This is a genomic window from Arenimonas donghaensis DSM 18148 = HO3-R19 (genome assembly GCF_000743535.1).
In the GTDB taxonomy this organism is placed as follows: domain Bacteria; phylum Pseudomonadota; class Gammaproteobacteria; order Xanthomonadales; family Xanthomonadaceae; genus Arenimonas; species Arenimonas donghaensis.
In genome coordinates, this window is the sequence record NZ_AVCJ01000001.1 from 265,493 (window position 1) to 283,711 (window position 18,219).

General features: G+C 71.0%; 18 protein-coding genes. 16 read left to right on the top strand and 2 right to left on the bottom strand.

Annotation, left to right across the window (positions count from 1 at the left end; all coding sequences use genetic code 11):
• Window position 1 precedes the first annotated feature (1 nt).
• Genes N788_RS01320 through N788_RS13690 form a run of 16 tightly spaced genes read left to right on the top strand, consistent with a single transcriptional unit; the run spans window position 2 to window position 15,326 of the window.
• The gene (locus N788_RS01320) at window positions 2-535 is read left to right on the top strand and encodes a COG4648 family protein (protein WP_034220201.1); all 534 of its coding nucleotides are present in this window, start codon (window positions 2-4) and stop codon (window positions 533-535) included.
• Window positions 525-2,207, top strand: a complete 1,683-nt coding sequence (locus N788_RS01325; protein WP_034220204.1) for an ApeI family dehydratase — start codon at window positions 525-527, stop codon at window positions 2,205-2,207. The genes N788_RS01320 and N788_RS01325 overlap by 11 nt, the downstream gene beginning before the upstream one ends.
• Entirely contained in the window at window positions 2,204-2,962 is a 759-nt protein-coding gene (locus N788_RS01330) for a glycosyltransferase family 2 protein (protein WP_034220205.1), read from the top strand. Before N788_RS01325 ends, N788_RS01330 begins: the two co-directional genes overlap by 4 nt.
• On the top strand, window positions 2,962-3,906 hold the full coding sequence (locus N788_RS01335) for a lysophospholipid acyltransferase family protein (protein ID WP_034220207.1): 945 nt from the start codon (window positions 2,962-2,964) through the stop codon (window positions 3,904-3,906). The genes N788_RS01330 and N788_RS01335 overlap by 1 nt, the downstream gene beginning before the upstream one ends.
• On the top strand, window positions 3,887-5,440 hold the full coding sequence (locus tag N788_RS01340) for an HAL/PAL/TAL family ammonia-lyase (protein WP_051924224.1): 1,554 nt from the start codon (window positions 3,887-3,889) through the stop codon (window positions 5,438-5,440). The genes N788_RS01335 and N788_RS01340 overlap by 20 nt, the downstream gene beginning before the upstream one ends.
• The gene (locus N788_RS01345) at window positions 5,430-5,846 is read left to right on the top strand and encodes an acyl-CoA thioesterase (protein ID WP_034220210.1); all 417 of its coding nucleotides are present in this window, start codon (window positions 5,430-5,432) and stop codon (window positions 5,844-5,846) included. Before N788_RS01340 ends, N788_RS01345 begins: the two co-directional genes overlap by 11 nt.
• Window positions 5,843-6,466 (top strand): LolA family protein, encoded by a 624-nt coding sequence (locus N788_RS01350; protein WP_152560320.1) that lies wholly within the window; start codon window positions 5,843-5,845, stop codon window positions 6,464-6,466. Before N788_RS01345 ends, N788_RS01350 begins: the two co-directional genes overlap by 4 nt.
• Complete coding sequence (locus tag N788_RS01355) at window positions 6,459-8,768, top strand: MMPL family transporter (protein WP_034220213.1); 2,310 nt, start codon at window positions 6,459-6,461, stop codon at window positions 8,766-8,768. Before N788_RS01350 ends, N788_RS01355 begins: the two co-directional genes overlap by 8 nt.
• Window positions 8,769-8,791: 23 nt before the next feature.
• Window positions 8,792-10,033: an NAD(P)/FAD-dependent oxidoreductase gene (locus N788_RS01360; RefSeq protein WP_034220214.1), complete on the top strand. Its 1,242-nt coding sequence runs from the start codon at window positions 8,792-8,794 to the stop codon at window positions 10,031-10,033.
• Complete coding sequence (locus N788_RS01365) at window positions 10,021-10,560, top strand: DUF3261 domain-containing protein (RefSeq protein ID WP_034220215.1); 540 nt, start codon at window positions 10,021-10,023, stop codon at window positions 10,558-10,560. Before N788_RS01360 ends, N788_RS01365 begins: the two co-directional genes overlap by 13 nt.
• Window positions 10,557-11,744 (top strand): beta-ketoacyl-ACP synthase, encoded by a 1,188-nt coding sequence (locus N788_RS01370; protein ID WP_034220216.1) that lies wholly within the window; start codon window positions 10,557-10,559, stop codon window positions 11,742-11,744. Before N788_RS01365 ends, N788_RS01370 begins: the two co-directional genes overlap by 4 nt.
• Window positions 11,741-12,202 (top strand): hotdog family protein, encoded by a 462-nt coding sequence (locus N788_RS01375; protein WP_034220217.1) that lies wholly within the window; start codon window positions 11,741-11,743, stop codon window positions 12,200-12,202. The genes N788_RS01370 and N788_RS01375 overlap by 4 nt, the downstream gene beginning before the upstream one ends.
• Entirely contained in the window at window positions 12,199-12,927 is a 729-nt protein-coding gene (fabG, locus tag N788_RS01380) for a 3-oxoacyl-ACP reductase FabG (protein WP_034220219.1), read from the top strand. The genes N788_RS01375 and fabG overlap by 4 nt, the downstream gene beginning before the upstream one ends.
• Window positions 12,924-14,171: a beta-ketoacyl-ACP synthase gene (locus N788_RS01385; RefSeq protein WP_034220221.1), complete on the top strand. Its 1,248-nt coding sequence runs from the start codon at window positions 12,924-12,926 to the stop codon at window positions 14,169-14,171. The genes fabG and N788_RS01385 overlap by 4 nt, the downstream gene beginning before the upstream one ends.
• 24 nt (window positions 14,172-14,195) lie before the next feature.
• Complete coding sequence (locus tag N788_RS01390; protein WP_034220222.1) at window positions 14,196-14,633, top strand: hypothetical protein; 438 nt, start codon at window positions 14,196-14,198, stop codon at window positions 14,631-14,633.
• A gap of 9 nt (window positions 14,634-14,642) precedes the next feature.
• Window positions 14,643-15,326 (top strand): 4'-phosphopantetheinyl transferase family protein, encoded by a 684-nt coding sequence (locus N788_RS13690; protein ID WP_051924226.1) that lies wholly within the window; start codon window positions 14,643-14,645, stop codon window positions 15,324-15,326.
• Between the two features lie 21 nt (window positions 15,327-15,347).
• Here the strand turns inward: N788_RS13690 and cueR are convergent, their stop codons facing one another.
• Both cueR and N788_RS01405 read right to left on the bottom strand, forming a co-directional pair.
• Window positions 15,348-15,797 (bottom strand): Cu(I)-responsive transcriptional regulator, encoded by a 450-nt coding sequence (gene cueR / locus N788_RS01400; RefSeq protein WP_051924227.1) that lies wholly within the window; start codon window positions 15,795-15,797, stop codon window positions 15,348-15,350.
• A 16-nt stretch (window positions 15,798-15,813) separates the two neighbouring features.
• Window positions 15,814-18,054, bottom strand: a complete 2,241-nt coding sequence (locus N788_RS01405) for a heavy metal translocating P-type ATPase (RefSeq protein WP_034220223.1) — start codon at window positions 18,052-18,054, stop codon at window positions 15,814-15,816.
• Window positions 18,055-18,219 lie beyond the last annotated feature (165 nt).

The window sequence follows — 18,219 nt, forward strand, 5'->3', positions numbered from 1 at the left end:
CATGCGCGCCGCGACCGGCCTGGCCTGGCTGGCGACCTTGCTGTACCCGCTGGCCGTCTGGTTCGGCCTGGCCCATTTCGAACCGCGCTGGCTGGCCCTGGTGCTGCTGGTCGTGGCCGGCCTGCGCGCCCTGGCCTCGCCCGAACCGATCTGGCGGGTTGCCGTGGCCGGCGCCTGCCTGCTGGTGCTGGCCAGCTTCCTGGCCAACGACGGCCTGCCGCTCAAGCTCTACCCGGTCCTGGTCAACGCGGCGCTGCTGGGCGTCTTCGCCACCAGCCTGTGGCGGCCGCCGACGGTGATCGAACGGCTGGCGCGCCTGCAGACCCCGGACCTGCCAGCGCAGGCGATTCCCTACGTCACCCGGGTCACCCAAGTCTGGTGCGCCTTTTTCGTGCTCAACGGCGGTATCGCCCTGTGGACCGCGCTGGCCGCCTCGGATGCGACCTGGGCGTTGTACAACGGGCTGGTCGCCTACGTGTTGATCGGCGCCCTGGTCCTGGGCGAACGCCTGCTGCGCCCGCGCCATGAGCACTGACGCGCGCCTGCCCCTGTCGCGCCTGTGTGCGCCGGGCGCCGTGCCCGCCGGCCGGGACATCCTGCCGGGCGTGCCCGCCCGCGCCTGGCTGGCGCGGGTGGATGCCTGGCGGCGGACCCTGCTGGCGGCGCCGCCGGGCGACGTGGCCCTGTTCGAGGAGGACGCCGGCGAATTCGCCGCCGCGCTCTTCGGCGCCTGGCAGGCCGGGCGCACGCCCTGGCTGCCCGGCGACGCGTTGCCGGCGACGCTTCGGCGGCTGGAGGCGCACGCCGGCCTGGCCATCGGCCAGCTGCCGGGCGCCCTGGTCGCGGACCCCGGCGGCGACCCCGGCGCGCTGGACCAGCTCGATCCTGCCGCCTGCCGGCTGGTGCTGCATACCTCCGGGTCGACCGGCGAACCGGCGGCGATCATCAAGACCCTGGACCAGCTCGACCGCGAGGTGGATGCCCTGGAAGCCGCCTTTGGGCCGCGCCTGGCGGGCGTCCAGGTCCATGGCACGGTGTCGCACCAGCACATCTACGGGCTGCTGTTCCGGGTGCTGTGGCCGCTGTCTGCCGGACGCCCGTTCTCACCGCGGCGCCTGGCCTTCAACGAACAGCTCACCGCCTTGGGCGCGACGCCGCTGGCCCTGGTCGCCAGTCCCGCGCACCTCAAGCGCCTGCCGGCGAACCAGGACTGGTCGGGGCTGTCGGCCGGCCTGCGGGCGGTTTTTTCTTCCGGTGGCCCGCTGCCATCGGACGCCGCGCTGGACGTGTGCCGGCTCTGGGGACAGGCGGCGATCGAAGTTTTTGGCAGCACCGAAACCGGCGGCATCGCCTGGCGCGCCCCTGGCGGCGAACAGGCCCCGTGGCAGGCCCTGCCCGGGGTGCAGTGGCGTGTCGAGCAGGGGCGCCTGCACCTGCGCTCGCCGCATCTTGGCCACGACCAGTGGCTGGCCACCCAGGACCGGGCCGAAGCCTCGCCGGTCGGCGGTTTCCTGTTGCTGGGCCGGGCCGACCGCATCGTCAAGATCGAAGAACGCCGGGTGTCCCTGGAAGCAATCGAGAGCGCACTGCAAGGCCTGCCCTGGGTCGCCGAGGCACGGGTGGTGCCGCTGCCCGGACACCGGGTGCTGCTGGGCGCGGCCATCGTGCCGACCGCGGCGGGGCAGGCCATTCTGGACGGGCAGGACCGGGCCGCACTGGCCGGCCTCCTGCGCGACGGTCTGGCCGGCCAGGTCGATCCCATTGCCTGGCCGCGGCGTTGGCGGTTCATGACCACCCTGCCGACCGACGCCCGCGGCAAGACGTCCCAGCGCGAACTGATGGCCTTGTTCCGCCCACACATGCCGACGCCCCGGTGGCGCGAACGCAGTGAAGATTGCGTGCGCCTGGAACTGGAAGTGGACGGCGGCCTGGCGGTTTTCGACGGGCATTTCCCGGACGTCGCCATCCTGCCGGGCGTGGCGCTGCTGGATTGGGCTAACCGGCTGGGCCGGGAGGTCTTCGGCCTGCAGGGCGATTTCACCGGCATGGACGCGGTGAAATTCCAGCACCTGGTGCGCCCGGGCGCGCATCTGGACGTGGAATTGACCTGGCGTGCCGACAAGGGCCAGCTGGGTTTCCGCTTCAGCTCCGACACCGGCGTGCATGCCAGCGGGCGGCTTCGCTTCGCAGCGGGGCAGGGCGCATGAGCACGGCATTTTCGCCGCTGGTGGTGGTGCCGGTGTTCGACCACCCCCAGGCCATCGCCGGCCTGGTGGAGACGATCCGCGGCCACGGCGTGCCCTGCCTGCTGGTGGACGACGGCTCGGGCCCCGAATGCGCGGCGCTGCTCGAACGCCTGGCCGCACGCGACCCCGGCGCCGTGTCGCTGCTGCGGCTGGCAAGCAACCAGGGCAAGGGAGCCGCGGTGATGGCCGGCCTGCGCGAGGCCGGCCGCCGCGGCCACAGCCACGCGCTGCAGATCGACGCCGACGGCCAGCATGACCCGCGCGACATACCGACCTTCCTGGCCATGGCGCGTGAGACCCCCGATGCCGTGGTCAACGGCCGCCCGGTCTACGACCGATCGGTTCCCAAGGCGCGGCTCTACGGTCGCTACGCCACCCACGTCTGGGTCTGGATCAACACGCTGTCGCTCGACATCCGCGATTCGATGTGCGGATTCCGGGTCTACCCCCTGGCCCCGACGCTGGCGCTGCTCGACACGCAGCACGTGGGCAGGCGCATGGACTTCGACACCGAAATCCTGGTGCGCCTGCACTGGCAGGGCCTGGCCATCCGCGACTGCCCGGCGCGGGTGACCTATCCCGAGCACGGCGTCTCGCATTTCCGCCTGCTGCACGACAACCTGCGCATCTCGGCCATGCACACACGCCTGTTCTTCGGCATGTTGCGACGCCTGCCGCGGCTGCTGGCCCGCAAGGCAAGACGGGGGCGGCGCTGATGGCCGGCAGGCACTGGGCCGACCTGGGCGAGTCGACCTTCGTCGCCGGCACCTGGCTGCTTTACGGCGTGCACCGGTTTCTTGGCCGCTGGCCGTTCCGGCTGTGCCTGTACCCGGTCGTGCTGGCGTATTGGCTGGGCAGTCCGCTGGCGCGTCGCAGTTCGTTGCAATACCTGCGACGCCTGCACGCGGCCGAACCCGGCGTCTTCGCCCATAACCCGGGCTGGCGTGAAAGCCTGCGCCACTTCACCTGTTTCGCGGAAACCCTGCTCGACAAGATGCTGGCGATCGGCGGCCGTTACCGCCGCGACCGGGTCAGGTTCACTGGCTACGCGCCGATGCTGGCCGCCGCGCGCGAAGGGCAGGGCGGCATCATCGTCACCGCCCACATGGGCTGCCTGGAACTGATGCAGGTGGCGGCCACGTGGCGCGAGGGCCTGCGCGTCTCGATCCTGGTGCACACCGCGCATGCCCAGCGTTTCAACCAGATCCTCGACCGGATCAACCCCGACGCCAGCGTGCGCCTGCTGCAGGTGACGGACTTCTCGCCGGCCACCGCCATGATGCTGGCCGATCGTGTTGCCGACGGCGAGTTCATCGCCATCGCCGGCGACCGCGTGCCGGTGGCCGGCGACCGCATCGCCCGGGCCCCCTTCCTGGGGCACCTGGCCGAGCTGCCAGCGGGCCCCTACCTGATGGCCGCGGTGCTGCGCTGCCCGGTCTGGCTGCTGTCCTGCCAGCACGAAGGCGAGGGCTACCACGCCCGCATCGAGGCGCTGGCCGCGAAAGTGACGCTGGCCCGCCACGACCGCCAGGCCGGCCTGGATGAACAAGCCACCCGCTTCGCTGCCTGGATGGCCGCGCGGCTGCGAGAATCCCCGTATGACTGGTTCAACTTCTATCCCTTCTGGGAACCAAGCCCCCATGCCAAGCGCCCTGACTGAAACGCGCACCCTGGCCATCGACGGCAGCCCGCTGCGCATCGAGGACGTGGCCGACGTCGCCCGCGGCCGGGCGCACTGCCGCCTGTCCGGCGAAACCAGCTTCCGGGACCGCATCAACCGCGGCGCCGAGTTCGTCGACCGGCTGATCGCCGAGGACGGCGCCGTCTACGGCGTCAGCACCGGCTACGGCGATTCATGCACGGTGGTGATCCCGCCGGCCCAGGTCGCGGAACTGCCGCACCGGCTCTACACCTACCACGGCGTCGGACTGGGACGGTTCCTGGATCCGGAGGAAACCCGCGCCGTGCTGCTCGCGCGCCTGGCCTCGCTGGCGCAGGGCATGTCGGGTGTCAGCCTGGGCCTGCTGCAGCAGCTGCAGGCCCTGATCGAACACGACATCCTGCCGATGATCCCGGCCGAGGGCTCGGTCGGCGCCAGCGGCGACCTGACCCCGCTGTCCTACGTGGCCGCGGTGCTGTGCGGCGAACGCGAGGTCTGGCACGCCGGGCGCGTCCGCCCGGCCGCCGAGGCGCTGGCGGAACACGGCCTGGCGCCGTTGAAGCTGCGCCCCAAGGAAGGCCTGGCCATCATGAACGGCACCGCGGTGATGACCGCGCTGGCCTGCCTGGCCTGGCGCCGGGCCGACTACCTGGGCCGGCTGGCGACGCGCATCACCGCCTTCAACGTGCTGGCCAGCGATGGCAATGCCCACCATTTCGATGAAGCCCTGTTCGCGGTCAAGCCCCATCCGGGGCAGCAGCGCGTCGCTGCCCGCCTGCGCCGGGACCTGGCCTCGGACCGGCCACCGCGCAATGAGCTGCGCATCCAGGACCGCTATTCGCTGCGCTGCGCCCCGCACGTGATCGGCGTGCTCGAGGACGCGCTGCCCTGGCTGCGCGCCAACATCGAGAACGAACTCAACAGCGCCAACGACAATCCCATCATCGACGCCGGCCAGGAGATGGTGCTGCACGGCGGCCACTTCTACGGCGGCCACATCGCCTTCGCGATGGATTCGCTCAAGAACCTGGTGGCCAACCTCGCCGACCTGCTCGACCGCCAGATGGCCCTGCTGGTGGACGCGCGCTACAACCACGGCCTGCCAGCCAACCTGTCGGCCGCCTCGGGCGAACGCGCCGCGCTCAACCATGGCCTCAAGGCGCTGCAGATCAGCGCCTCGGCCTGGACCGCCGAAGCCCTGAAGCTGACCATGCCGGCCTCGGTGTTTTCACGGTCCACCGAGTGCCACAACCAGGACAAGGTGAGCATGGGCACGATCGCCGCCCGCGACTGCCTGCGCGTGCTCGAGCTCACCGAGCAGGTGACGGCGGCGCTGCTGGTCACCGCGCGCCAGGGCGTGGCCCTGCGTCGCGCCCTCGAGCGCGGCACCCGGCTGTCGGCGGCGCCCGAGGCGATGCTCGAAGACCTGGGCGCGCGCATCCCGCTGCTGGTCGAGGACCGCGCCCTGGACGGCGAGCTGCGCCAGCTCCTGCAGGCCATCCGCGAGCGCGCCTGGAGCCTGTATGAAGACTGAGTTCACCGTCGAAGTGACGCTGTCCCCGGCCTTCCATGACGTCGACGTCATGGAGATCGTCTGGCACGGCCACTACGTCAAGTATTTCGAGATCGCGCGCTGCGCGCTGCTGCAGTCGTTCGACTACGACTATCCGCAGATGCGCGCGTCCGGTTACGCCTGGCCGATCGTCGACCTGCGCAGCAAGTACGTGCGTCCGGCGCGCTACGGCCAGCCGCTGACCGTGCGCGCCACCCTGGTGGAATGGGAAAACCGGCTGAAGATCGACTACCAGGTGCTCGACGCAGGCACCGGCGAGGTGCTGACCCGCGCCAGCACGATCCAGGTCGCCGTGGACCTGGCCTCCGGCGAGATGTGTTTTGCTTCGCCGCCGGTGTTGTTCGAACGCCTGGGGAAAACGCCGTGAGCCGCGCCGGAGGGCTCATGGTTTGCCTGGCCTGCCTGCTGTGGCTGGCCGCGCCGGTATCCGCGGCGGACGTCGCCGCCGGTGTCCGCGAACGCCTCGAGCAGCCCACCGTGCTGCGCGGCCGATTCGAACAGGAGAAGCAGGTCCAGGGCTTCAAGAACCCCCTGCGTTCCAGCGGCGACTTCCTGCTGCTGCGCGAGCACGGCATCGCCTGGGACACCACCGCGCCCTTCGCGTCCAACGCGGTGCTCACGCGCCAGCGCATGGCCACGCGCCTGCCCGACGGCAGCGAACAGGTCCTCATCGATGCCGCCGAGGGCCCGGCGGCCAGCGCCACGGCCAGCCTGCTGATGGCCCTGGTGGCCGGCGACCTGGACGTGCTGGCGGAACGATTCGACATCAGGGAAACGCTGCACGGCAGCGCTGCCTGGGAGTTGCACCTGGTGCCGAAGGAGGCCGCGCTGCAGCGTGTCTTCAGCGGCTTGCGCCTGGCCGGGGACCGCCATGTCCGCGAGGTGCTGATCGAAGAGGCGGGGGGTGACCGCACCCGCGTGCGCCTGCTCGACCTGGCCAGCGATCCGCCCGCGCCGAGCGACGCCGAGGTCGCCCGTTTTGACTGAACCCCGTTCCCGCGCCTGGGCCGGGCTGGCCCTGCTGTGGTTGCTGGCCGTGGCCGGACTGGCCTGGCAGCAAACCGGCTTCTGGCAGGCGGCCCGGCTCGACAGCGATGTGCTGGCCCTGCTGCCCGGCGCCGCCGAGGACGGCCGGGTCGCCCTGGCCAACCAGCGGCTGGCCCAGGGTAGTACCCGGCAGATCGTGGTCTTGCTCGGCCACGACGACTGGGCACCCCTGCAGCGCGGCGCGAAGGCATTCGCGAGCCGGCTGCAGGACGAGCCACGCCTGCAGGCGTTGCCGCCCGATGCCGCCGTCGGCGACGCGATGGCGGCCTACGCGCCCTACCAGCGCGGGCTGCTGACCCGCGACCAGCGCCAGCGCCTGCTGGACGAGGAACCCCAGGCCCTGGCCAGCCTCGCGCTGGCGCGCCTGTTCGCCCCCGGCGCGGCGCCGGACTGGGCCGCCGACCCGCTGGGCCTGGAGCTGGGCTGGTGGCAGGCCAGGGCAGGGCGCGGCCCGGCACCCCGCGAAGGCCTGCTGGCCCTGGACAGCCCGGTGGGTCCTTGGGTGGTGCAGCGCTTCGAACAGCGCGGATCACCCTTCGCGCTCGACGGCGATCGCCATCTGCAGGCGGCACTGGACCGTGCGTTCGCCGACGCCCAGGCCGCCGCCGGGCGGCCGCTGCGGCGACTGCAGGCCGGCGTGCCGCTGCACGCGGAAGCCGCCGCGGCCCGCGCCAGCCAGGAAGTCGCCACCATCGGCCTGGGCTCGCTGCTGGCGGTGCTGTTGCTGGTCTGGCTGGCGTTCCGAAGCCTGCGGCCGATCCTGCTGGTGGCGCTGTCGCTGCTGGTCGGCGTCGCCGCCGGCGTGGCGGCGACGGCCTGGGTTTTCGGGCAGGTGCACCTGCTGACCCTGGTCTTCGGCGCCAGCCTGGTCGGCGTGGCCGAGGACTACGGCATCCACTATTTCGCCAGCCGCCAGCAGGACGGCGCCGCGCCGCGGCCGCTGATGCGACGCCTGCTGCCCGCCTTGGCCCTGGCCCTGGCCACCAGCGTGGTCGCCTACCTGACCCTGGCGATCGCGCCATTCCCCGGGCTGCGGCAGATGGCGGTTTTTTCCGCCGCCGGATTGGCCGCCGCCTTCCTGACGGTGGTGCTGTGGTTCCCTTTCCTGGACCGCGCCTCGCCCCGTCCCAGCCGGTTCAGCCGATGGGTGGCGGGCAGCCTGGCACGCTGGCTGCGCTGGCCGCGCGGCGTCGCCGGCATCGCCATCGGCCTGGCGCTGGCCACGGTCGTGGGCGTGGGCCTGCTGCAGCTGCAGGTACGCGACGACCTGCGCAGCCTGCAGGCCTCGCCGCCGGAATTGCTGGCCAGCGAGCGCGAGGCCGCGGCCCTGCTTTCCCTGCCGAGCCCGGCGCAATATTTCCTGGTCGAAGCCGGGGACCCGCAGGCCCTGCTGCGCGCGGAAGAATCGTTGGTGGACGCGCTGCATGAGCTGCGTGCGTCCGGAACCCTGGCCGGTTGGCGGGCCGTGTCGGACTACCTGCCTTCTCAGTCGCGCCAGCAGGCCGATGCCGGGCTGCGCCGGACGGCGGAGGCCGCGATCCTGGCGCAGGCCTCCGCGGTGCTCGGTGAATCCCTGGTCGCCGCGCCCGAACCCGATGCCTGGCTGGGCCCGGACACCTGGCTGGCGGCGCCGGCCTCGGCGCCCCTGCGACCGCTGTGGCTGGGCGAGCAGGGTGGCCCGGGCTGGGCCTCGGTCGTGCTGCTCGAAGGCCTGACGCCCGACTCGACGGCGGCGCTGGCGCGTCTGGCCGAATCCAGGCCGCAGGTCCGCTGGATCGACCGCACCGCGAGTTACTCGGCGCTGCTGTCGCATTACCGCCAGATGATGGGCTGGCTGGTCCTGGTCGCCTATGTCGCCGTCGGTCTCGCCCTGGTGCTGCGATTCGGCCGCGCGGCCTGGCGGGCACTGCTGCCGACCGCGCTGGCGGCGACGATCACGCTGGGCCTGCTGGGCTGGCTGGGCGTGCCGCTGGACCTGTTCGGCGTGCTCGCGCAGCTGCTGCTGCTGGGTTTTGGCATCGACTACGGCATCTTCCTGCTTGAACACGACGGCGACCCGGCCAGTTGGCTGGCGGTGTGCCTGGGCGCGGCCAGCACCTCGCTGGCCTTCGGCCTGCTGGCGCTCTCGGCGACGCCGGCGCTGCACAGCTTCGGGCTGAGCCTGCTGCTGGGCATCAGCCTGGTCTGGCTGCTGTCGCCGTGTTTCCGACCGCGCCGCGAAATCGGCGCATTGGCCCGATGACCCCTTCCTGCGAGACTGAGCCGATGCATTCCCGGATCGAATCCACCCACGTCCTGATCATCGGCGCCGGCCCGGCCGGCTCCGTCGCCGCCGCCCTGTTGCGCCAGCAGGGCAGGCAGGTGCTGATGCTGGAAAAGCAGCAATTCCCGCGTTTTTCCATCGGCGAAAGCCTGCTGCCCCAGAGCATGCAGTTCCTGGAGCAGGCCGGGCTGCTGCAGGCGGTGGTCGAGGCGGGCTTCCAGTACAAGAACGGTGCGGCCTTCGCCTGCGACGGCCGCCACACCGCCTTCGATTTCCGCAACAAGTCCAGCGCCGGCTGGGGCACCACCTACCAGGTCCAGCGCGCGGACTTCGACCACGTGCTGGCGCTGGAAGCCGAGCGCGCCGGCGCCGAGCTGCGTTTCCAGCATGAAGTCCTGGCCGTGGACGTCACCGGCGACAAACCGCAGGTCACCGTCAGGTCGCCCGAGGGCGAGACCTACCAGGTGCAGGCCGACTTCCTGCTCGACGCCAGCGGCTTCGCGCGCATCCTGCCGCGCCTGCTGGACCTCGAGCGCCCCTCGCGGTTCCCCGTGCGCGGCGCGATCTTCACCCACGTGCGCGACGGCATCGCGCCGGGCAGCGCCGGTTTCGACCGCAACAAGATCCTGATCACCGTGCATCCACGCCACCAGGACGTGTGGTACTGGACCATCCCGTTCTCCAACGGCAACTGCTCGCTGGGCGTGGTGGCCGAGCAAGCCTTCCTGGCGCGCTACGAAGGCAGCGAGACCGAACGCCTGCAGGCCATCGTCGGCGAGGATCCCGGTTTGTCGCGCCTGCTGGCGAACGCCGAGTGGCACACGCCGGCGCGCCAGATCGTCGGCTATTCGGCCAACGTCGATTCACTCTGGGGCCGCAACTATGCGCTGCTCGGCAACGCCGGGGAGTTCCTCGACCCGGTGTTTTCCTCGGGCGTCACGATCGCCTTCAAGTCGGCCAGCCTCGCCGCGGCGTGCCTTGAACGCCAGTTCGCCGGGGAAACCATCGACTGGGAGGCCTCCTACGGCGCGCCGCTGCGCAAGGGCGTGGACACGTTCCGGGTCTTCGTCGAAAGCTGGTACGCCGGGGGCTTCCAGAAGATCATCTTCCACGAGAACCAGAACCCGGCGATCCGGGAAATGATCTGCTCCATCCTCGCCGGCTACGCCTGGGACCTGTCCAACCCCTACGTTGCCGACGCCAAACGACGGCTGGGGGTCCTGGAACAGCTATGCGCGGAATGATCGCCCTGGCCGCGGCGGCGTTGCTGGCCGCGTGTTCGACGCAGCCGCCGCGCGCCGTGGCCCGCGGCATGCCATCGCTGCAGCTGGCACCGTCCTCGCTGGGCGGCACCCTGGCGCTGCAGCAGCGGCTGGTCTTCACGCACGGCCAGCGCAGTGACACCGTCGATGCCTTGCTCGAAGCCGACGCCGACAGTGTGCGCGTCGTGCTGCACCAGCACGGCCAGGTGATGCTGCGACTGGTTTGGGACGGCGAATCGCTGCGACAGGATCGCGCCGCGCAGTTGCCCGAGGCGCTGTCGGCGCAGCGCGTGCTCGACGACCTGCAGCTGGTGCATTGGCCAGCGCCCGCGATCCGCGCGGCGCTGCCGCCGGGATGGCAGCTTCTCGAAGCCCCCGGTGCCCGGCACTTGCTCAACCACGGCGAAACCGTGGCAAGCGTGAGCTGGCCGGACGAGCATGCCGCACGCCTGGACAACCACCGTGAGGGCTATCGCCTGGACATCCGTTCGGCAGCCGCGCAGCCATGAGCGCCGTTTTCCTCAACCAGCTCGGACTCGCCTGCGCCCTCGGCGCCGACCGCGATGCGGTGGCGGCGGCGCTGTTTGCGGCGGAGGCGCCGGGTGGCCTGGTCCAGAGCGATATCGCCAGCCCCGGCCAGCCCCTCGCCGTGGGCTGCGTGCCCGGCGAACTGCCGTCGCTGGACGAACTGGATGTCGCCCTGCGCGGCCGCAACAACATGCTGCTCGAGCTCGCGCTGTCGTCGATCCGCAGCGATGTCCAGGCGCTGGTCGCCAAACACGGGGCCGACCGGGTCGCCGTGGTGCTGGGCACCAGCACGTCCGGCGTCGGCGAGAGCGAAGCGGCGCATCGTTATTACCTCGCCCACGGCCGCTGGCCGGACAACTTCCACTACAGCCAGCAGGAAATGGGCATGCCCGCCCGGTTCATCGCCAGCCGGCTGGGGCTGCGGGGACCGGCGCACGTGATCTCCACGGCGTGTTCGTCCAGCGCCAAGGCCCTGGCCTCGGCCGCCCGGCTGTTGCACGCCGGCCTGGCCGACGCGGTGGTTGCCGGCGGCGCGGATTCGCTGTGTGCCTTCACCGTGGCTGGTTTCAGCGCCCTGGGCTCGGTGGCCGAAGCGCGCTGCCAGCCGTTTTCGCGTCATCGCTGCGGCATCAACATCGGCGAGGGCGCGGCGCTGTTCGTGGTCACGCGCGACCCCGGGCCGGTCCGGCTCAGCGGCTGGGGCGAAAGCTCGGACGCGCACCACATGTCGGCGCCCGAGCCCGAAGGGCAGGGGCCCGAACGCGCCATCCGTGCCGCCCTTGAACGCGCCGGCCTGCAGCCTTCCGACATCGACTACGTCAACCTCCATGGCACCGCCACGCCCCAGAACGATGCGATGGAAGCGCGCATGATGGCGCGCGTGTTCGGGCCGGGCGTGCCCTGCAGTTCCACCAAGTCACTGACCGGGCACACGCTGGGCGCCGCCGGCGCGATCGAGGCGGGCATTGCCTGGATCACCCTGGCGCAGAATCCCGGCCGGCACCTGCCGCCGCACTGGTGGGACGGCGCCGCCGACCCCGAGCTGCCGCCGATCCACCTGGTCGCGCCGGGAACACGCGCCCTGCACCCGCCGCGGCGGGTGCTGAGCCAATCGTTCGCCTTCGGCGGCTCCAACGCCGCGCTCGTGCTCGAGGCCACGGCATGAACGACGCCGTACGCGCCGCCGTCGAGCGACTGGTGCCGCACCGCGGCGGCATGCTTTGGCTGGACCGCATCCTGGAATGCGACGACGAAGGTGCCGTGGCCGAAGCGGTCGTGCGCGACAACCACCCCTTCCTCGACGGCGAAGCCGTGCCGGCCTGGGTCGGCATCGAATACATGGCCCAGTGCATCGCCGCCTGGGCCGGCGGCCAGGCGCTGGCACGCGGCGAACCGGTGAAGCCCGGCTTCCTGCTGGGCACGCGGCGCTACGATTGCACGCGGCCGGCACTGGCGCTCGGTACCCGCCTGCGCATCGAAGCCCGCCGCGAACTGATGGGCGACAACGGCCTGGGGCTGTTCGCCTGCCGCCTCTTCGACGGCGACGACGAAATCGCCGTCGCCAACGTCTCGGTGTTCGAACCACCCGACCCCGACGCTTACCTGGGAACCCACGCGCAATGACTTCACGCACCGTCCTGATCACCGGCGCCAGCCGCGGCATCGGCCGCGCCATCGCCCTGCGCCTGGCGCGTGACGGCTTCGACCTGGTCGTGCACTGCCGCAGCCGGCGCGAGCAGGCCGAGGACGTCGCCACGCAGGCACGCGAACTCGGCCGCCAGGCGCGGGTCCTGTGCTTCGACGTCGCCGATCGTGGTGCCTGCGCCGAAGCCCTGGCGGCAGACATCCAAGCGCACGGTGCCTACCACGGCGTGGTCTGCAACGCCGGCATCGCCCGCGACAACGCGTTCCCGGCGATGCCCGGCGAGGACTGGGACGCGGTGGTGCACACCAACCTCGATGCGTTCTACAACGTGCTGCAGCCGGTCGTGATGCCGATGGTCCGGCGCCGGCAGCCGGGCCGCATCGTCACGATGTCCTCGGTCTCGGGCCTGGCGGGCAACCGCGGCCAGACCAACTACAGCGCCGCAAAGGCCGGCATCATCGGCGCCACCAAGGCGCTGGCGCTGGAGCTCGCCAAGCGCGAGATCACCGTCAACTGCGTCGCCCCCGGCCTGATCGACACCGAAATGCTGGACGAACATGTCATCGAGGAAGCCCTGAAGATGGTGCCGCTGCGGCGCGTGGGCAAGGTCGATGAAGTCGCCGCCGTGGTCTCCTTCCTGATGTCCGACGACGCCGCCTACGTGACCCGCCAGGTCATCTCGGTGAACGGGGGCATGCTGTGAGCCGGCCGGCGACGGAGCGCCGCGTCGTCGTCACCGGCCGCGGCGTGATCAGCCCGCTGGGCCATGACTGGCCGACGGTGCTGGCGCACCTCAGGTCCGGCCGCAACGCCGTGAAGCGCTTTGACGACTGGGGGCGCTACAAGGGGCTCAACACCCGCCTGGGCGTGCCCGCCGCCGATTTCGAGCTGCCGGCGCACTACACCCGCAAGACCACCCGCAGCATGGGCCGGGTGGCGTTGCTGGCGAGCCTGGCCAGCGAACGCGCGCTGGCCGATGCCGGCCTGCTCGGCGACCCGCTGCTGTCATCGGGCAAGGTCGGCATTTCCTACGGCAGCTCCGCGGGCACGCCCTCGTCGATGAGCGATTTCGGGCGCATGCTGGCCGAGCTCAACACGCAGTACATCAACGCCACGACCTACATCAAGATGATGAGCCACACCGCGCCGGTGAACATGGGCGTGTTCTTCGGCATCACCGGCCGCATCATCACCACGTCCAGCGCCTGCACCTCGGGCAGCCAGGGCATTGGTTATGCCTACGAAGCGATCCGTGCCGGCAGGCAGGTCGCCATGCTGGCCGGTGGTTCGGAAGAACTGGACGTCACCGCGGCGACCGTGTTCGACACGCTGTTCGCGACCAGCAATGCCAACGACACGCCCGAACTGACGCCGCGCCCCTTCGATGCCGACCGCGACGGCCTGGTGGTGGGCGAGGGCGCCTGCACGCTGGTCCTGGAGGAGCTCGAGCACGCGCTTGCCCGCGGCGCCACCATCCACGCCGAGATCGTCGGCTTCGGCACCAACAGCGACGGCCAGCACGTCACCCAGCCGAACGCACCGACCATGGCGGCGGCCATGCGCCTGGCCCTGGACGACGCCGGGCTGGCGCCGGACGCCATCGGCTACGTCAATGCCCACGGCACCGCGACCGGACACGGCGACATCGCCGAAACCACGGCGACGCACGATGTATTCGGCGAGCGCATGCCGATCAGTTCGCTCAAGAGTTACACCGGCCACACCCTGGGCGCCTGCGGTGCGCTCGAAGCCTGGGTGACGCTGGAGATGATGCGCGAAGGCTGGATGCACCCGACGCTCAACCTGCGCAATGTCGACCCGCTCTGCGGATGCCTGGACTACATCACCGGCGAGGGCCGGGCGCTGGACACCGAATTCGCCATGAGCAACAACTTCGCCTTCGGCGGCATCAACACCTCGCTGGTGTTGCGCCGCTGGAAGAACTGACCGAGCAAGGGAGCCCCACGCCTGATGAAGCTGCTAGCCCCGATTTTCCTGATCGCCGCCCTGGCCACCACGACCGCGCAGGCGCGTGATTCACGGCTTCACCTGGATTTCGCCGAAGCCGTGGAGTCCGGCCTGGCCGACGGCACGCTCGATGGTTCGGTCAGCTTCCACCTGGCCGGCGCGGCCACCCCGGCCATCAGCAAGCGTCACGGCCCGGCCAACTCCAACCGCAAGACCAATGCGCTCAACAAAAGCGACGAGGAAGCCTGCCGCTGGGTACTGATGAGCGTGCTGGTGGCCATGCAGGACCAGGCGCGTTCGCAGGGCGCCAACGCGGTGGTGGACATCACCAGCAACTACAAGAAGCAGGCATTCTCCAGCCCCACGCAGTACGAATGCGCGGCCGGGGCGATCATGGCCGGCGTGGCGCTCAAGGGCACCTACGCCACGGTTTCGCGCTGATTGCGCACAATGGCTGACTGCCACGTCGAGCTGGCCGCACTGGAGGCGATCGAGTCGCTGGCCATCGTCGGTCTCGACTGGCTGGTCGACGACGAGCGCGAGCGGCTCGGGAAAATCACGGCACCGCTGCGGCGGCGCCAGTACCTGGCCGGCCACTGGCTCGTTCGCGACCTGGCCGCGCGCATCCGGGGCGGCACGGCCGCCGACTGGCAGCTGGCAAGTGATGACCGCGGGCAGCCGGCGCTCCGACGCCGGAACACCCGCCTGTCGGCCTCGATAAGCCACAGCGGCGGCTTCGTGGCCGTCGCGGTCGCGAACCAGCCCGTGGGGCTGGACCTGGAATTTCCCGGCCGCCCCCGCGACCTGGAGGCGCTGGCCGCCTTCACGTTTTCACCGGAGGAATGCCGCGCCCTGGAAGCCAGCCCGGCCGAACGGCGGGTGTGGCAGTTCCTGTCCACCTGGAGCCTGAAGGAAGCCTTCGGCAAACGAAGCGGGGAAGGGCTGCAGCCCTCACGCGCCCGCCGCATGCTGGCGCGCGAAGCGGATCCCGCCTCCGCCGAGGCCTGGCTGTGGGATCTGCCGGGGCAGGGGGTGCTGGCGCTGGCCGCCTGGCCCGGCGCCCGGGTCAGCGTGCAGGCCGCCCAGGCGCTTCGAGCGCCGAGCGCCTGGTGCTACGGGGACCTCCCGGCCTGAATCCGGCCCGGCGACAGGCGACTACAGTTCCCCGGCCGCCAGGTCGTCGAGAATGGGGCAGTCGGGGCGGTTGTCGCCGTGGCAATGCTGCGCGAGCCTCTCGAGCGTGCGCTGCATGGCCTGCATTTCGGCGATCCGGTTCGACAGATCCCGGGCATGCGCCAGCGCCAGCTGTTTGACCTCCGCGCTGCTGCGCCCGGGATCGGACCACAGCCCGAGCAACTGTTCGATCTGCTTCATCGAAAAGCCCAGGGTGCGCGAGCGCTTGATGAATCGCAGGCGGTGCAGGTCGGCCTCGCTGTAGAGCCGGTAGTTGGCGAAGGTGCGGCTGGCCGGCGGGATCAGGCCGGTGGCTTCGTAGTGCCGGATCATCTTGGCCGACACGCCGGTCTGGGCCGAGGCCTCGCCGATGTTGTGCAGGCCCCGGCCCTTGGCTTCGGACAGTTCGGGACGAATGGCGCGTGTGGCCATGGCGATCTCCTTGGTCTCAATGCCGCGCCCGCGGCGCCCAGCGGCGCAGCAGCAGGGTGTTGGATACCACGCTGACGCTCGACAGCGCCATGGCCGCCCCGGCGACCACCGGGTCGAGCAGACCGGCCGCGGCCAGCGGGATGCCGACAACGTTGTAGATGAAGGCCCAGAACAGGTTCTGGTGGATCTTGCGGGTGGTGCGGCGGGACACATCAATAGCGTCGGCGACCAGGCGCGGGTCGCCGCGCATCAGGGTGATGCCGGCGGCGTGCATGGCGACATCGGTGCCGCCACCCATCGCGAAACCCACGGCCGCCGCGGCCAGCGCCGGGGCGTCGTTGACGCCGTCGCCGACCATGCCCACGGGACCGTGGGCGGAAAGCGCGCGGACCACGTTCGCCTTGTCGGCGGGCAGCACGTCGGCGCGCACGTCGGACGGATCGATGCCCACCGTCGCGGCGACGGCGCGGGCGGCGCCGGCGTTGTCACCCGACACCATCACCGGGCGGACGCCCTGCGCCCTGAGCAGGGCCATCGCCTCGGCGGCTTCCGGGCGCGGCGGGTCACCGAAGGCCAGCAGGCCGACCAGGCGCGGTGCCTGTCGGGTGCCAGCCGCCAGCCACGACACCGAATGGCCCTGGTTGGCCTGTTCGCCGCCGATTTGCGCCAATGCGCCAAGGTCGACGCCCAGCTCCTGCATCAAGCGTGCGCTGCCCAACACGACGTGTTCACCGGCCACCGTGCCCTCGATGCCGCGACCCTGCAGCACCGCGGTATCCGACGCCGGTGGCGGCAGCGCACCGCGGGCCGATGCGGCGTCCAGAACGGCGCGGGCGAGGGGGTGTTCGCTGCCCTGCTGCAATGCAGCGGCCAGCGCAAGCAGTCGGCCGTCGTCGCCTTCCACGGCCTGCAGCGCCGCAAGCGTCGGCGCACCCAGGGTCAGCGTGCCGGTCTTGTCGAAGGCGATCGTGCGCAAGCCGCGGGTGGTTTCCAGCGCCTCGGCGTCCTTGATCAGGATGCCCGCCTTGGCCGCGACGCCGGTGCCGGCCATGATCGCCGTCGGCGTGGCCAGTCCCAGCGCACAGGGGCAGGCAATGACCAGCACGGCGACGGCGTTGAGCACGGCGTTCGTCCAGTCGCCGGTGGCCAGGCCCCAGCCCAGCAGCGTCGCCAGCGCGATCAGCACCACCACCGGCACGAACACCGCGCTGACGCGATCGACGATGCGCTGGATCGGCGCCTTCCTGGCCTGCGCGTCCTCGACCAGGCGGATGATGCGCGCCAGCGCCGATTCGGCACCGACCGCGGTCGTGCGCACGAGCAGGCGCCCTTCGCCATTGACGGCGCCGCCGGTAACCCGGTCGCCGGATTCTTTTGGAACCGGCAGCGATTCGCCGCTGATCAGGGATTCGTCGGCGTGGCTGCGCCCTTCGAGCACTTCGCCGTCCACCGGGAAACGCTCACCCGGCAGCACGACAACCGCATCGTCAACGCGCACCTGCGACACCGGCACCTCGGTTTCGCGCCCGTCGGGCTGGCGCACGCGCGCCGTCGACGGCCGCAGTGCCTGCAGCGCGCGGATCGCTTCGGTGGTCTGGCGCTTGGCCCGCGCCTCGAGCCACTTGCCCATCAGGATCAGCGTGATGATCACCGCCGAGGCTTCGAAATACAGCGGCGGTTCGCCATGATGCGGCTGGGTGAACAGCAGGTGGTAGACGCTCAGGCCGTAGCCCGCGCTGGTGCCCAGCGCGACCAGCAGGTCCATGTTGCCGGCGCGGGCCTTGAGGGCTTTCCAGGCCGCCTTGTAGAAGCGCGCACCCAACCAGAACTGCACCGGCGTCGCCAGCGCCAGCTGCCACCAGCCCGGCAGCATCCAGTGCGCGTCGAAGAGCATGCCAATCATCGGCAGCGCCAGGGGCAAGGAGAGCAGGGCGGCGATGATCAGGTGCCGACGTTCGCGGTCGGCCGCCTGCGCCTGCGGCGTCGTTGGCGTCGCGGCATCGTCGGGCCCGCTGATGATCGCCACGCGGTAGCCCGCCTTCTCCACGGCGGTGGCGAGGGCGGCGGCCGGGGTGCTGCCATCGGTGGCGATGGTGGCTGACTCAGTGGCCAGATTGACGCTGGCGGACTGTACGCCCGGCACCTGCGCCAGCGCTTTTTCAACCCGACCCACGCACGAGGCGCAGGTCATGCCGGTCACGCCGAACCGGAAGTGCGACGCGGCGTCGATGGGAGGGGTGGGCAACGTCGTGTTCATGGCAGGGCTCCTGCAAGGGGTGGATGCAGGCTGGGGCTTCCCATCATGGCAAGGTCAACCGGCATTTTCAGGGGCTCGACCCCAGGCTTGACCTTGCCCCCGGGGCAATCCGGACGATGTCGCCAAACCGGCCCCCGGCCGGCCCCGAAACCCTCTGGAGAAAAC

Coding starts and splice junctions, on each gene's coding strand:
- N788_RS01330 (WP_034220205.1), top strand. CDS start 2,204: ATGAGCACGGCATTTTCGCCGCTGGTGGTGGTGCCGGTGTTCGACCAC.
- N788_RS01405 (WP_034220223.1), bottom strand. CDS start 18,054: ATGAACACGACGTTGCCCACCCCTCCCATCGACGCCGCGTCGCACTTC.
- N788_RS01345 (WP_034220210.1), top strand. CDS start 5,430: ATGAAGACTGAGTTCACCGTCGAAGTGACGCTGTCCCCGGCCTTCCAT.
- N788_RS01375 (WP_034220217.1), top strand. CDS start 11,741: ATGAACGACGCCGTACGCGCCGCCGTCGAGCGACTGGTGCCGCACCGC.
- N788_RS01340 (WP_051924224.1), top strand. CDS start 3,887: ATGCCAAGCGCCCTGACTGAAACGCGCACCCTGGCCATCGACGGCAGC.
- N788_RS13690 (WP_051924226.1), top strand. CDS start 14,643: ATGGCTGACTGCCACGTCGAGCTGGCCGCACTGGAGGCGATCGAGTCG.
- N788_RS01320 (WP_034220201.1), top strand. CDS start 2: ATGCGCGCCGCGACCGGCCTGGCCTGGCTGGCGACCTTGCTGTACCCG.
- N788_RS01365 (WP_034220215.1), top strand. CDS start 10,021: ATGCGCGGAATGATCGCCCTGGCCGCGGCGGCGTTGCTGGCCGCGTGT.
- fabG (WP_034220219.1), top strand. CDS start 12,199: ATGACTTCACGCACCGTCCTGATCACCGGCGCCAGCCGCGGCATCGGC.
- cueR (WP_051924227.1), bottom strand. CDS start 15,797: ATGGCCACACGCGCCATTCGTCCCGAACTGTCCGAAGCCAAGGGCCGG.
- N788_RS01370 (WP_034220216.1), top strand. CDS start 10,557: ATGAGCGCCGTTTTCCTCAACCAGCTCGGACTCGCCTGCGCCCTCGGC.
- N788_RS01325 (WP_034220204.1), top strand. CDS start 525: ATGAGCACTGACGCGCGCCTGCCCCTGTCGCGCCTGTGTGCGCCGGGC.
- N788_RS01390 (WP_034220222.1), top strand. CDS start 14,196: ATGAAGCTGCTAGCCCCGATTTTCCTGATCGCCGCCCTGGCCACCACG.
- N788_RS01360 (WP_034220214.1), top strand. CDS start 8,792: ATGCATTCCCGGATCGAATCCACCCACGTCCTGATCATCGGCGCCGGC.
- N788_RS01335 (WP_034220207.1), top strand. CDS start 2,962: ATGGCCGGCAGGCACTGGGCCGACCTGGGCGAGTCGACCTTCGTCGCC.